The organism is Leptothoe sp. LEGE 181152 (assembly GCF_032906605.1).
Classification (GTDB): Bacteria; Cyanobacteriota; Cyanobacteriia; order Phormidesmidales; family Phormidesmidaceae; genus Leptothoe; species Leptothoe turfae.
In genome coordinates this window covers 730,617-745,332 of sequence record NZ_JASATU010000017.1, presented here as the reverse complement: position 1 = coordinate 745,332, position 14,716 = coordinate 730,617, and the positions used below count along the sequence as shown (strand labels likewise).

14 protein-coding genes are annotated in these 14,716 nt (G+C 48.0%); 6 read left to right on the top strand and 8 right to left on the bottom strand.

Annotation, left to right across the window (positions count from 1 at the left end):
- Window positions 1-170: 170 nt before the first annotated feature.
- Both QGP82_RS11405 and QGP82_RS11400 read left to right on the top strand, forming a co-directional pair.
- Window positions 171-626, top strand: a complete 456-nt coding sequence (locus QGP82_RS11405; RefSeq protein ID WP_163661605.1) for a DUF2214 family protein — start codon at window positions 171-173, stop codon at window positions 624-626.
- Between the two features lie 91 nt (window positions 627-717).
- The gene (locus QGP82_RS11400; RefSeq protein WP_499059143.1) at window positions 718-1,104 is read left to right on the top strand and encodes a rhodanese-like domain-containing protein; all 387 of its coding nucleotides are present in this window, start codon (window positions 718-720) and stop codon (window positions 1,102-1,104) included.
- Window positions 1,105-1,237: 133 nt separating this feature from the next.
- Here QGP82_RS11400 and QGP82_RS11395 read toward each other — a convergent pair whose 3' ends face one another.
- Window positions 1,238-1,942 (bottom strand): aldehyde oxygenase (deformylating), encoded by a 705-nt coding sequence (locus tag QGP82_RS11395; protein ID WP_163659283.1) that lies wholly within the window; start codon window positions 1,940-1,942, stop codon window positions 1,238-1,240.
- 539 nt (window positions 1,943-2,481) lie between these two features.
- Here QGP82_RS11395 and psbA point away from each other — a divergent pair.
- From psbA to QGP82_RS11375, 4 genes are all read left to right on the top strand, one after another.
- Window positions 2,482-3,600 (top strand): photosystem II q(b) protein, encoded by a 1,119-nt coding sequence (psbA, locus tag QGP82_RS11390; protein WP_163659282.1) that lies wholly within the window; start codon window positions 2,482-2,484, stop codon window positions 3,598-3,600.
- Between the two features lie 87 nt (window positions 3,601-3,687).
- Window positions 3,688-4,074, top strand: coding sequence for a rhodanese-like domain-containing protein (locus QGP82_RS11385; protein ID WP_499059141.1), 387 nt, complete (start codon window positions 3,688-3,690; stop codon window positions 4,072-4,074).
- A gap of 51 nt (window positions 4,075-4,125) precedes the next feature.
- Complete coding sequence (locus tag QGP82_RS11380) at window positions 4,126-5,124, top strand: bile acid:sodium symporter (RefSeq protein ID WP_163659280.1); 999 nt, start codon at window positions 4,126-4,128, stop codon at window positions 5,122-5,124.
- Window positions 5,125-5,140: 16 nt separating this feature from the next.
- Window positions 5,141-5,848, top strand: coding sequence for a class I SAM-dependent methyltransferase (locus QGP82_RS11375; RefSeq protein ID WP_499059139.1), 708 nt, complete (start codon window positions 5,141-5,143; stop codon window positions 5,846-5,848).
- A 53-nt stretch (window positions 5,849-5,901) separates the two neighbouring features.
- Here the strand turns inward: QGP82_RS11375 and feoB are convergent, their stop codons facing one another.
- The 7 genes from feoB to QGP82_RS11340 form a co-directional block, all read right to left on the bottom strand.
- A complete protein-coding gene (gene feoB, locus QGP82_RS11370) occupies window positions 5,902-7,737 on the bottom strand; it encodes a ferrous iron transport protein B (RefSeq protein WP_499059265.1) in 1,836 nt (611 codons plus the stop codon).
- Between the two features lie 64 nt (window positions 7,738-7,801).
- Window positions 7,802-8,086 carry a FeoA family protein gene (locus QGP82_RS11365; protein ID WP_250564639.1) on the bottom strand — a complete coding sequence of 95 codons (285 nt, stop codon included), beginning with the start codon at window positions 8,084-8,086 and terminating at the stop codon, window positions 7,802-7,804.
- 390 nt (window positions 8,087-8,476) lie between these two features.
- Window positions 8,477-9,259, bottom strand: coding sequence for a sulfite exporter TauE/SafE family protein (locus QGP82_RS11360; RefSeq protein WP_163659278.1), 783 nt, complete (start codon window positions 9,257-9,259; stop codon window positions 8,477-8,479).
- Window positions 9,260-9,292: 33 nt separating this feature from the next.
- Entirely contained in the window at window positions 9,293-9,991 is a 699-nt protein-coding gene (locus QGP82_RS11355; RefSeq protein WP_163659277.1) for an MBL fold metallo-hydrolase, read from the bottom strand.
- Window positions 9,992-10,279: 288 nt separating this feature from the next.
- Complete coding sequence (locus tag QGP82_RS11350; protein ID WP_163659276.1) at window positions 10,280-11,395, bottom strand: NAD(P)H-dependent flavin oxidoreductase; 1,116 nt, start codon at window positions 11,393-11,395, stop codon at window positions 10,280-10,282.
- A 183-nt stretch (window positions 11,396-11,578) separates the two neighbouring features.
- Window positions 11,579-13,609: a magnesium-protoporphyrin IX monomethyl ester anaerobic oxidative cyclase gene (bchE, locus tag QGP82_RS11345; protein WP_163659275.1), complete on the bottom strand. Its 2,031-nt coding sequence runs from the start codon at window positions 13,607-13,609 to the stop codon at window positions 11,579-11,581.
- Window positions 13,610-13,831: 222 nt separating this feature from the next.
- The gene (locus QGP82_RS11340; RefSeq protein ID WP_163659274.1) at window positions 13,832-14,590 is read right to left on the bottom strand and encodes a biliverdin-producing heme oxygenase; all 759 of its coding nucleotides are present in this window, start codon (window positions 14,588-14,590) and stop codon (window positions 13,832-13,834) included.
- Between the last annotated feature and the right edge of the window lie 126 nt (window positions 14,591-14,716).

Here is a 14,716-nt window from a genome sequence, read left to right as displayed (position 1 = left end):
CTCCAACGGTATTCCTCGCCAGGGTGGGGCATTAAGGATGAATGCCTTCCCATTGGTAGGAGCTGTTGAATGAGGCATAACCCAGTGATGCAGGGAAATACAGAGATTTAAGCCTGAGCTAACTTACTAAAAAACTAAAAATAAACCAAAAATAAAGGGGATAGATTTTGATCTGGAAAAGTAGCCTTGTTGCCTATTTGCACTACGCCAGCTTCATGCTGATCTTTGCCGCCCTATCTGTCGAAGGGGTCACTTTGAAAAAAGAGCTAAGTATCAGTGAAACCTGGAAGATAGTCATTGCAGATGGCGTTTATGGAATATCAGCTACAGTTGTACTCATAACAGGTGTGTTGCGGGTTCTCTATTTTAGTAAGGGAGCCGATTATTACCTGAGCAACCCTGTTTTCTATGCAAAAGTTGCCATTTTTGTCGCCATTGGTACCCTCTCGCTGTATCCAACCTTTTCATTTTTAACCTGGATCAAAGACTTACGACAGGGCAATCCGCCAAGTCTGGAACTCTCCAGGGTTAACCAACTGGCCTGGATTATTAAAATCGAGTTGCTGGGGTTTATTCTGATTCCCCTGCTGGCGGCAATGATGGCAAGAGGAGTTAAAGGTTGGTGATTTGCCTATATAACTGATTAATTATATAGTGTATTGGGTCTTCTAAAGCCCAATTAAAATAGAGAGCCTTTAGCCTTCGGAGTATAAAACTATGGCCGTAGCTGAGCAGCTGAGTGGGTTGGTGTTCGAAGCATTCACTCCCCATGAGGTAGAGGAACAATTTAAACGGCACAAAATTGTTCTGATTGATGTTCGTACCCCTCAAGAATATGCGTTCGAGCATATTCCTGGAGCCATGCTATTTCCCATGGCCTCCTTTGACCCAAGGAAACTACCCATACAAGCTGATGAGAAGCCCATCGTGTTGTATTGTGGCTCTGGCAGACGATCGCGACTGATTGCTGAAAAATGTATTGATTCAGAGATTGATAGGATTGCCCATATGGAAGGGGGAATCAGCGCCTGGAAAGAAGCTGGTTTGACGTATGTTTCCATTGATCCAGCGACGGGTGGATATGTGCACAAGCCTCAACAATAGAGAGACCTGCGAGAAGAGAGCCTACATTAGAGGGAGCGTTGTTGAGACACAATGGCTGGCCTGACTCTTAGCACTACTCATAAACTATGCGACACCAACCATCAAAACGGCCTCTACGCTCCCATGGAGAAAATCAGCGTTGTTTAGAGCTGGCCAGACCATGGCTGGCCATGCGTAAAATCTCACGGTTGTTAAAGCCAATTTCCTTGAGTGCCTCACTATAGTGCACCAAAAAGGATTCTATTAGTGTTTGCTTATCCATGCCTACGGTTTGCAGGTCAGCTTCAACCTGATTGAGCATCTGCCAGATCAACGGAAGTACCTGACGATTAGCAGTCTCGAGTTCTGCTTTTACTGTCTCAAAGTGTGCTTTAAGCCAAACTTCTCCGAAGTTGAGATGGTGATACTCATCAGCAACGACTCCTTTCGTCACTTTTTGAGCAAATGCATCGGCAACCGGAATATAGACGTTGTAAGCTGCGATTGCAAAACATTCTATGATCAACGATTGAATCAACAGGCAGGTGGCTATCTTACGGTCGGTTGCCGACGTTTGGAAAGCTTGACATAGGTCAGCAAAAAACTGGTTGGCAAATGCCAAATCAGGAATAACATCCAAATTTCGGCCACAGGCTTCAAAACTTTTACGATGACGCCCTTCCATTTTACCGAGTCGGACTAATTCTTCGGCCTGTTCTGGCAACAGATCTGCCAGGCATAGGAAATTGTCGTAAGCGGCCTGTTCCCCTTCAATAACGATGCCATTAATACGAGTAAAAGCATCGCGATAGGTATCACTATGAAAATCAAGCGTTTGATCGACTGCAGAATAGGGCATATCGGATTCAGATCTCCTTCTTCAGATCAGAAATGGTTAGGTGCCTGGGCCTTGAAATTCACCCATGATATTGCACAGCAGATTAGGTATCATTCTGGCCTACTGAGCCACGGCTTCCCTCAAAGGACTTCAGCCCCTATCAGCGTATGCCTGCATCGATTTCATGGGGGAATGGGCTCAAGCTTTATATAACTATAAAGCGATTAATGAAAATAATCAAGAACTCTTGTTTTTTTTGGAAATATCATGACGGGAGGCATTAGGAGACAGACTGATACAAAAATCAATCGTTTTGTTGATTAAATAGCTATTTGGTTGTATAGTGATTAAGTTGCTCGACATCGTCCTATCACTCACTTAAGGCTTCTTAGTCATTATCGATGCATTTAAGACTAGGTAGTTGAGTCAATAAGGCTGAGGTTACTTGACTTGAGATTAGCTTGCATGTTGCATAGCCCGTGTTTGCGATTTTAGGTCTTTCAAAGTAATCAGTCAGGTAGCTCCGTCAAACTCTCTTGCACATCTTGGAGGTTTAACTGATGAGTACATTAATAGGATATAAGGGATATAAGCGACCATCCACCCCTGATCGTTATACCCTGTGGGAACAATTTTCTGAGTGGGTCACAAGCACACAGAACCGTTTTTATGTTGGCTGGTTTGGTGTGTTGATGATTCCCACCCTTGTGGTTGCAGCCATGGTGTTTGCGATCGCACTTCTCTCAGCACCACCTGTTGACGTAGATGGTATTCGTGAGCCCGTCATGGGATCAATTTTAAGTGGTAACAATCTGATTTCTGCCGCAGTTGTACCAACTTCAGCCGCCATTGGACTTCATTTTTATCCCCTTTGGCAGGCCAGTTCAGCGGCTGAGTGGCTCTATAATGGCGGCCCTTACCAGCTGATTGTGTTCCACTTTTTAATTGGGATCTGGTGTTATCTTGGTCGCCAATGGGAATTGAGCTATCGCTTAGGCATGAGACCCTGGATTGCCGTGGCCTTTTCTGCGCCTGTGGCGGCTGCAACCGCTGTGTTGTTGGTGTATCCCATGGGTCAGGGTAGTTTCTCAGAGGGCATGCCCTTGGGGGTTTCTGGAACCTTCCACTTTATGTTAGCGCTACAGGCCCAGCATAATGTTTTGATGCATCCCCTGCACATGCTGGGAGTAACTGGCATTTTTGGTGGCGCTCTCCTCAGTTCTCTCCATGGCTCCTTGGTTACCGCCAGTTTGGTTAGAGAAACCTCTGAAACAGAGTCTGCCAACGTTGGTTATCGCTTTGGTCAACAGGAAGCCACCTATAATCTGCTTGCCAGTCATGCTGGGTATTTGGGGCGGTTGCTCATTCCTGGTGCCGCCATGCGCAATAGCCGCTCGGTTCATTTTCTGTTAGCCGCTTTACCCACCATCGGCGTCTGGTTTGCTGCCTTAGGTATTAGTGCTATGGCCTTTAATCTCAATGGGTTCAACTTTAATCAGTCCATCTTGGATAGCCAGGGTCGGATCATTCCCAGCTATGCCGATCTGATTAACCGGGCAACCCTGGGGATTCAAGCCATGCATGCTCCCAATGCCCATCACTTTCCTCTGTTGTTAGCGAATGGGGAGGCAACCCCCGTGGCCCTGGAGATGACATCTGCTCTCACAGCTCACAGCTAACCCAACTTGGTCTGTGCGATTGTCTTGTTCTGACTTGATGGCAAGATAATCGCCCAGACCTGGAACACTCTGCCTAAGAAACACTCTATGGTATCCGCATCACCCCCTAAGCCAGCTATTAGTGACGTACCTCCAGAAGACTTTGTTCAATCCCCTAAGGTTTCGAAATTCATTGATGTCAGGAGTCGGCTTGAATACAATCTTTTTCATGCTCCTGATGCCATTAACCTGAGTCTACCGCGCATTCTGATGGCTCAGGTTCCGTTGTTGCGCTACCTAGTACTGCCGCGATGGTTTTGGCAACTTCCCAAGGATGAACCTCTCGCGGTGATTTGTCTGACGGCTCACCGCAGTCCAATGGCTGCTCAGATGTTGGTCAAACTAGGCTTTAGCCAGGTGTTTAATATTACGGGCGGTATGATGGCCTGGCAGAAAGCCGGTTTGCCCACCCACCGAGATCACGTGAAAGAGTAATAGGTCACGGACATACTCGCGAAAACTTGACGAAAAAGGAGAATGATTGTCGTGTGGAAGGTATTAGGGTTCATCCAGAAAAATTTAGTCTGGTCTGTTCCTGTATTTATGATTGCTGGTCTAATCTTTGGGGCTGTCGCTAATCCGACTTCCCTAAAGGCTTTGATCATTCCTCTGACTTTTCTCATGGTCTACCCCATGATGATTAATCTGCAAGTTCAGAAAGTGTTATCGGGAGGAGACTATAAGGTTCAATTACTCACCCAGTTGATTAATTTTGCGGTGATTCCATTCTTTGCCTTTGGCATGGGAAAGCTGTTTTTTGCCGATCAACCCCTGGTGGCCCTGGGGCTTTTGTTGGCCTCCCTGTTGCCCACCAGCGGCATGACCATTTCCTGGACAGGCTTTGCCAAGGGCAATATTAGTGCGGCCATTAAAATGACGGTCATTGGATTAATTTTGGGCTCGGTTGCCACCCCCTTTTATGCCAAGTGGTTAATGGGGGCAGTGGTGGAGATTCCGTTGGCTAGTATTTTTAAGCAAATTGTTATCATTGTTTTCTTACCCATGGTTTTGGGGTTTGTCACCCGGATTACACTGATTCAAATTGTTGGAGCGGATAAATATCAGAAAAACCTTAAGAAGAAATTCCCAGCCTTTTCCACCTTGGGTGTGTTAGGGATCGTTTTTGTCGCGATGGCCCTCAAAGCCAAAGATATTATTGCCAATCCCCTGGTACTGCTTTCGTTTTTGATTCCGCTGGCGATCTTGTATGTTGGGAACTTCCTCTTCAGCACACTCATCGGTAAATTCTTCTTTAAGCGGGGAGATGCGATCGCACTGGTCTACGGTACTGTCATGCGTAACCTATCCATTGCCTTGGCCATTGCCATGACCGCCTTTGGCAACGAACAAGGATCTGAAATTGCCCTGATTATCGCCATGGCCTACATCATCCAGGTACAGGCAGCGGCCTGGTACGTGCGCTTTAGCGACAGAATTTTTGGCCCCGTGCCAGACGCCCAACCCCCGATGCAACAATCGGCTTAGCAAATACTAGGACACTATGAAGTTTTCCCTTTTTGTTCAACTGCAAAAGCAATTGATAGCCTGGGGGATGGCAAAAGCAACTGCGGGCGATCTGCATGCCATCAAAGTAACAGGCTGTGAGCACCATACTAATTTGGGTGATCTCAAGCAGGCGCTTTTGGGGAATCTAGGGGGTACTGTGCTAGAGATTGGCCCCGGTACCGGGGCCAATCTCAGCTATTACTCACCAAGCATTCATTGGCTGGGTGTTGAACCGAATCGGTTTATGCATCCTTATTTGCATGGGGAAGCTAAGCGACAAGGGTTGCAACAGATTAAAATCCATGAAGGAATTGCCGAGCACTTGCCTGCCGAGAGCAATACGATTGATACGGTCGTCAGTACCCATGTGCTCTGTTCAGTCACCCACTTAGGGCAGGCTATTCAAGAAATTAAACGGGTTCTTAAACCGGGGGGGACATTCATTTTCCTGGAACATGTGGCCGCAAAACCCGATACCTGGGCGCGTCATCTTCAGGAATCAATTACTCCGGCTTGGAAAACCCTGTTTGATAACTGTCATCCCAATCGTGAGATCTGGAAAGCTTTAGACGAAGCAGGGTTTGTCCCCATGGACTATGAGCATTTCCAGATTCCATTTCCAATTGTGGGTGATCATATCGTGGGGGTGGCGACCAAGCAATTGAGTTGCAAAGATATCGAAATGACACCCTCAATATCGTAGGTCACTGTCTTTGTAGAGGAAGACTTGTGTAATGTCAAAGTCTTGACAGAGCACTAGTGAAACCCCAACAGTAAAGCACCTTGATAGAAAATAAAACTGGCAACCCAGGCGAGTACGAGCGAAAACCCTAGGGATAAGACGGTGAATTTCCAGGACTTTGACTCATTCTTCAATGTGGCCACGGTTGCTAAACAGGGGGTATAGAGCAAACAAAAAATGCAAAAGCTATATCCCTGAATAAAGGTCAGTTGCTCAGAAAGCACCTGGCCAACGGCGGCATCATTCAATCCGTAGATCACCGCCAATGATCCGACAACCACCTCCTTGGCCACAAAGCCAAAGATTAACGCCAGAGTGAGCTGAGGTTCAATGCCAATGGGACTCATCACGGGACTGAGAAATTGCCCAAGTTGTCCGCCGATGGTGTCTAAACCGGTGGCCCCTTGGGGAAAGTGGGTCACTATCCACACAGCAATACAGCCTAACAGAATGAACCCTGAGGCTCGGGTCAAAAAATCCCTGACTTCAAGCCAGCTTCTCATTAGCACCTGACGCCAGGTGGGAAAGCGATAAGGGGGTAATTCTAAAACAAAGGGCTCGTCATGCTTAAATACCTTTTGGAAAAGTACAGCCGTGATCAAGGCGGCCACAAAACTGAGGAGATAAAGCGAGAAGAGGGCGATCGCACCCCTGCTGTCAGGAAAGACGGCGGCCAGAATAAAAACAAACACCTGTAACCGGGCTGAGCACAACGAAAATGGAATCACCAGCATGGTTAACAGCCGCAGCGGACGCGATCTCATCACCCGAGTGCCCATTAAAGCCGGTACATTGCAGCCAAAACCCAGCATTTGTAGCACAAAACTGCGACCGTCCAGCCCCAGCTTTTCCATAAAGGCGTCCATCAAATAGGCTGAACGAGACAGATAGCCACTATCCTCCAACACTGCCATCAGCATAAAAAACAGCATAATCAGGGGAACAAAAGACACCACCGTGGCGATGCCATTCCAAACCCCGTTAATCACAAAATTCTGAATGATGTTCGGAAAAAAGCTCAGCAGCGGTTCAATCAGGTAAGCCTGGATGCCATCCGTTAGCTGACCCATCACCCCCTGGGCGGGCAAACCCACCGTCCAAATCAACCAAAAGGCCAGGAAGAGGCCGAGAAAAAACAGCGGCAGTCCAAAAATCGGATGCAATAACACCTGATCTAATCGCGCCGTTAGCGTCATGGCTAACTGAGATGGCCGGATCACACTATCGGCTAAGAGCGTCTTAATCTCAGCTGCGGTCGCCATGTCACCATTACCCCAGCGATCATTGTCAGGCCGAACTTGATGCGCTAACAACGGTGCCGTCAATTGCTGGGCAATGGCGGCATAGGCTCTGCCGTAGCCCTGGCCGTACTTAGCACTGATCAGGAGAACCGGTATGCCCAACCGCTGGGCGAGTTTAGCATTGTCAATGCGAATGCCATAGCGCCTGGCTTCATCGGCCATATTGAGGATAGCCAGCGTGGGGTAACCGAGGGTCTGCACCTGCAAGAGCAACCGTATTTGGCGCTCAATTTCAACCGCATTCAGGACAACAGCAATTAAGTCGATCGAAAAGTCGCGAAGAAACTGTCGAACAACGGCCTCATCCTCTGAAAACCCCTTGAGATTATAAATACCCGGTAAGTCGACAAACTCTGTACAGAGGCCACCCAGTTCCACCTGAGCCTGGAGCAACGCCACCGTCATCCCTGGCCAGTTGCCCACAAAGGCAGACGCCCCTGTAATCCGGTTAAAAAAGGTTGACTTACCCGTATTAGGCATGCCGATTAAGGCCACTCGCCTCACACCCTTTTCCGGTTGAATGGTTGTTGTTCTGCCCTGATGAATCATAACTGCACCAAAGAATACTTGAATCAAGTCAGCAAATGCCCACGCGGCAACTGTCAGGTAACTGTCAGGTTCTATGGGAACAGGTTTCAACATTGCGAACAACAATCTGGTCGGCCTCTTTACGGCGAATGGCCACCTCCGTAGTCGCACCGACGCGAATATGGAGGGGACCGCCAAAGCCCACTTTGCGAAGCACTCTCACTGAACTATCCACAATGATTCCTAGCCCAGCCAGACGGTGCACAAAGGCCTGATTATTTTTTCCAGAACTTACTTGATCAACAACGGCCAACTCACCACGCTGTAATTCGGATAACACCATAATCCGTTTAATAGTAATTATTTTCATTAATTATGGCAGAAAAGCGAGTTAAATGATCCGTTACTGAATGGATAAAAATCATTGTGAGAGAACAAATCACACGATTTCCCCTGATTAGGCAAGCAGCGTCATCAGGGGGCTTAGGGGATTGCACAACAAAATAAAGTCCCAGGTTGGGGCTGTCGATGGGTGGATGAATGATGGGGTAACGGGGGAATTATTGAAGCGCAAGCGCCTTAGGGATCAGCATTCCTTAGCAAAGTTGAAGCGCGATCTAAGATCTAATACCAAATCCGAATTCATCAAACCCGATTAAAAATGGAAGGATCTGTAGGGGCATCCCCTGGTGGGTGCCCTTCGATATCGGATGCTATCAGTCAGGATTTTGTATAATCTTGTCACAGAAGCTGCTGCCACCTATCGCTTGATCAGAACAAAAATTGCGACAGCGAGAACAAAATAGCCAAATCCCTTTTGTAATTGCCTGGCATTAATAAATTGAGTCAGGTAGGAGCCTGCAACTGTGCCAATGCCTGCCGCTAAGGTAAAGGAACTTACTAAAGCCCAATCCACACTCACCTGGTTTAAGTAGCCCAAAAAACCTGTCGCTGAATTCGCGGCAATAATTAACAAGGAAGTGCCGATGGCTTCTTTCATGGGAATGCCGCCCAGTAATACTAAGGCGGGGATGATCATGAAACCACCCCCCACACCAACAAATCCAGTGAGTACACCCACGCCGATTCCCTCTACAGGTATCAAGAGCCAATGATGACCCTGGTCCTTGTCCATGGCATTATCGATAGACATTCCGGCATGGGCTAACGCCGATTTCGAATGGCTTTGGCGAATCATTAAAGTACTCGCAATCACCATGACCACGCCAAAACAAATTAGCTGAAAGCTCCCCGTAACAAAAGGTAGACCCGCCATACGAGCCCCTATGTATGCGCCGAGCATTGCGGCTGGTGTAAAAATTACAGCTATCTTCAGGTTGACATTACCCTGACGCCAATGGGGAATAGCCCCCATCAGACTCACAGTGCCCACAATGACGAGACTCATTGCGATCGCACCTTTCGACCCCAAACCCATGACATACACCAGAATAGGCACTGCCAGGATAGAACCGCCACCCCCAATCAGACCCAAACTCAGACCAATGCAGACCGCTAAGAGATGACCAATCAACCAAATCATTAATCAGGAAGTTCCTTTATATCAACAGCAATGTCATGTTGTTACAACAACTTTGCCGCATTGCTCATTGGCGGGAACCGCTTCCATAATTCTTTTAGGATTAGGTAAGTGGAGATTATTCATAAACTGGATGAAGCTGGCCCGATCTTTGCCAACGAACCGGGGATTAAAGCGTTTCTCTTCATCAATCGTAGAGACCGTCTGCCCTTGATAGTCATGGCCTGGATAAACGAGCGTCTCGTCTGGTAACGTAAACAGCCGCTGGGTCACATGGTCGTAGAGTGTACCGGCATCACCACTCTGAAAATCCGTACGCCCACAGCCGCGAATAAATAAGGCATCCCCCGTCAACACATGGGTGCCATTCACCCGATACGACATATGGCTATCTGTGTGACCATGGGTTTCAATTGCTTGAATATTAACATTACCAACCCTCAGGCTCTCTCCATGCTGAAGATAGCGGTTGGCACAGGCTGCATTGGCATTCTGGGGAACAACCCCTTCGCATTCAGTTAACTCTCGCAGCCTACCCGTACCTGTTATATGGTCAGCATGGATATGGGTCTCTAAGCAATATTTCAGTACCAATTCTAATTCAGTCAGGAGTCTATAATCACGGTCTACTTGCTCTAGAACTGGATCAACGAGCGCAGCCTCTCGGGTCACTAAATCTGCAATCAAATAGGTATAGGTCCAAGTTGCTCGATCAAACAACTGACGAAACAGCATTATTTCCTCCTTATTTTGCTTGCAAAAATATTTAAAAAAGCGACGACAACATCCCAGGGCTAGACATCACCAACAACAAACAGGATCGCAAAGACAACTACTAAAGAAAAAAATGCAAGGTAAGCTTGAACCATGTTATTAGCACCGACTTGGTCCAGAGAAATAAACGCATACGATTGATTTTAATAGATCAATCGTATGCGAAAGAATATATCATCATATAGTAATTTAATCAAATATTAAGCATTTAAGGTGTGCGGCAGCGGCAAAGTATCCGGGCAGGGGGCGTCAAGTCAACTGAACGGGTGCCGGTGTCATCAATTCTTGCATGATCTCGGCAACGGACATCATGCGTGTCGCTCTACCCGCATTCGTCCCGGCAAAAATTAACCCGTTTTCAATATCACCCCGAGAGGCTCGATCCAGGGCTCGTATAATGCAATAGGTCTCACGCTTATCCCGAAATTTACAGCTCTTGAGACAATTAGCGAGGCATTTTCCTCGAGGATTGGGGGTGCCGGCCATAATTTTTTCGGCAAAGGGGTTGAGTAAAGCTCGCCCTGGTAACCCCACCGGACTAGGCACTAGCCTCACATCGTCTGGGCTGGCATTGAGATGAAATTCCTTGTAACGAAGGTCAGCGTCACATTCATGGGTGGTGATAAAACGAGTGCCAATTTGCACGCCATCGGCCCCCAGAGCCAGAGCCCGAACGATATCACGTTGGTCCCAAATGCCCCCAGCGGCAATCACAGGCATGGGCGTCTCAAACTCGTCTTTTAGGTAAGCAACCAGTGCGGGAATGACAGCTGTTGCTGCCCACTCAGGATCGTTCAGGGTGTCCTCCGTAGCCCCCAGATGGCCACCCGCTACCTGAGGATCTTCCACAATAAACGCATCGGGCAAGCGGCCTTGCTGCCGTTGCCATTTACGACAAATCAATTTGGCGGCACGAACGCTAGAGACAATGGGGACCAGCGCCACTTCTGGATGATCCTGGGTATAGGCCGGTAATTGCAACGGCAAACCAGCTCCGGCAACAATGACGTTAGCACCGTTCTCAACAGCGGCACGCACCAACAGCTGGTATTCACGGGCGGCCACCATAATATTCACCCCGATAATCCCAGTTGGACTCAGGCGGCGAGCGGTGTTTAATTCATCGATTAAGGCCAATCGACTGGCGGTTAGAAATTGCTGGTGACGCTTTTTAGGATTGGGTTCATCGGCATCGAAATAGGGAGAATTAATTCCTAACCCTGAGGCTGAAATGGTGCCGATCCCCCCTGCGTTGGCAACTGCAGAGGCCAATGAAGCACATGAAATCCGCACACCCATACCCCCCTGAATAATGGGATAACGAGCGATGTATGAACCAATTTGAAGAGAAGGAAATACTGTCATCGGTTTAGTGTTATTGGCGAAGGGATAAGGATTGTATCAGATCCAAACATTGATACTGGAGAGACGTGGAGCCTAAGTAATTTTGGTTCCTATAGGTCATTACCTAGATTACTTAGGCCCAGAGACTACTGGTCTTGCTTTGGCCTCGATGCACCTGATTAATCAGGGCCGATGGGATAGAAATCATGCACGTGAGGCCAAACTAGAAGACTTGACTGATGGGACTGTTGAAACTTCGGGATTCAGGACGATCTCCTCAGATTGGAATGCGTGAATGGTCTGAGCCAGATGCTCCATTGAGCTGCCGTGTGGGCTATAGGCGACTTTTACGGAGTCAATATCTGGCAAGGATTCAGGGGCATCTGTCAAAATCAGCAGCCGGAAAGGTTGGCAGCTATTTTGTTGCTGAACCCGTTGCATAAACTCTGGTAGGGACATATCTGGCAGCGGATCGGAGACGATGACGATGTCAACAACGATGGAGTCTAACAATATCAGCCCAGTTTCACCGTTGGTGGCTTCACTGGCAATTTCGATGCCGGCTTGCGATCGCAAGCCCTTTCGCAAGGCAATGCGAGCCGCTTCATCCCCATCCACAATCACCACTTGCACATCTTCTTCTATGGCATCGTTGGCAGGTTCATTCACCTCCGCTGCGGTGTTGGGTGCGCCACAGGCCGAAACGTCACCAGCAAACTCAACATCTGCCAGCTTGGCCGCCTTAAGCTTAATCATATCTTCAGCAGAGAGAATACGAGATTGATCAAAGCCCAGCTCAATCTCTGCCTGCATTCCCTTACGCTTCACCCGTTTGAGATTATAGAAACGCTGATTAAGGGTGGTTTGCACAAACGCCCACAGACATCCCAACAAATAGCGCCGCTTGAACGGATCACGGGTAAACCAATATTCCAAAAACTTCCAGCCATAGAAGCGGGCATAGTTGCGTAAAACCCCCTTCAGCACCGCTTCCCGCGTCATATTGTCGGGCTTGATAATGGGCGTCACAAAGTTGTAGTGGGAAAAGTCTCGCACTTCGACCTTATCTTCGAGATCTTGAAACAGTTCCGCAAACGGCCAGGGCGTAAACATATTCCAATTGGTCATGTCTGACTTCCAGTCCCGAGTCATGCGGTAAGTTTCTTCAATGGTCTCAGGGGTTTCATTCGAGAGGCCCATAATGAACTGCACCTCCGCCACAATGCCATTGTCACGCAATAGTTTTACTGCCCGTTTATTATCGGCAATGGTGGTTTCCTTACGAAAGACATCGAGGTTCAATTGGGCCGCTGCTTCTGTTCCCAGCGACACATGGACCAGACCAGCTTTCCGATACAGCGGTAGTTCGGCCTCATCTCGCAAGATATCGGTCACCCGAGTATTAATGCCCCAATGAACACCCAGGTTGCGATCTACCAATTCTTCACATAGGCTGACAAATCGAGCCTTACTAATGGTGGGCTCTTCATCGGCCAGGATGAAAAATCCTATATTGTGTTCTTTGACCAGATGCTCAATTTCATCCACAAATAGCTTAGGCTTCCGGGCCCGGTACTTCCGCCAGAACTTCCATTGGCAGCAAAACCGACAGCGAAAAGGACAACCCCTGGCAAAATTAGGCACGGCCACCCGCACATTCAGAGGTGTGTAGATGTACCGGTCCCAATCGAGCAAGGTCCAATCGGGGGAGAGCGTATTCAGATCACGAATCGGCGGATGGGCCGGTGTGACCACCACCTGACCGGCATCATCTAAATAGGCCAGTCCCAAAATTGACTCACGGTCCTGATGGTCTCGGCCCTCGGCAATGGCTCGAACTAAGTTGACACTAATTTCCTCCCCTTCTCCCCGAATGATGTAATCAACCCAGGGTGCTTCTTGCAACACCTCACGGTACATATAGGTGGGATGGATACCGCCCATAATTGCGATCGCATCAGGGCAAACAGATTTAGCAATCCGCAGGGTGTCCTGGGATTTATAAATCATCGGGGTGATCGCTGTGGCCATAACAATATCAGGCTGATGCTCCTGAATGAGAACGGCCAGCGCCTCATCCTCGATGTAGTTAGTCATGGCATCAATAAAGCGGATGTCATCAAAGCCCGCTTGCTTTAAGGCTCCCCCAACGTAGGGCACCCAACTAGGCGGCCAGTTACCCGCAATTTCTGCCCCACCTGAATGGTAGTTGGGTTGAATCATAAGGATACGCATACAGGGTTCTCCTGATATCAAAAGGGTGCAGTGATGGTGAAAGACAAGCAAACCGACTGAGAGAATTGACGAATGGTGTGATCTCTCAAATAGGTATCGAACACGGCGGCAATGTTCCGTAGGTTTGAAGCAAAGATTCCATAGTCCAAGGAGATCCAAGGGCTAAAAAAATCCCCCATAAGGGGGATTGGAGATCCATAAGAGCGGAGGAATTCTGAAAGATTATTCTGCGACTGCCATTTCAGCAGCCTGTTCAGACGAGCGATGGCGATGTTCCGTACTACCCGGCTTATCCTGGCGAGTAATCAGATCAAAAACATGATCGCCGATGGCATCTTTCACCAATGGCTCCAGCTCATGCATGACATTGTGATTGAGCCGAAACGCTAGGTTGGCTTCATCCACAATTTGACGGGCCAGGCTCTTTTCAATCGGTAAGGAATTGAGAGTATTGCGATATTTTTCCTTAAAGGCTCGTCGAGCTTCCACCGTTGGGATCTCTACAAATTCATAGAAGGCTGTCCCCACACCATCTGACAAGCCTAGGGCTGAGCGAGTGATTGCCTTTAAGCTTTGCCCCCCAGAGAGATCACCCATATAACGGACATATGCATGGGCGATTAGCAACGCAGGATTCTGGTCAGATAGCTCCCGAATGCGTTCCACATAACGCTGTCCTTCAGGAGAGGCCGTAATTTGGTTACGCCAATTGTCCCCATAATAGAAGGCGAGATCTTTTTCCAACTGAGGCACCCGATCTAATAAAGGGAAATACATGGAACCCATGACAGAATGTTGAGCATGGCGGCGCATTTCTTCTTCTAAGGCACTATAAACAAAATATAGGTTAGCCATCAATTGACGAAAGGGTTCCCTTTCAACAATCCCTTTGAGAAAACATTTCATAAACGCCGTATTTTCGGCCAGAGTATGAGACTTTTGAGTTCCTTCTCGCAAGCAAGATGCTAAATTATGGTCCATTGTAAATACCTCAAACAGTCAATATTGGTTCAGCGGAGACAATCTTTGTTAAGGAATAAGGCTTGTATAAGATCCCAAAAAAGGATCTGAAGAGACGTTTTATCGCAACTTGTACGACAAAAAGTA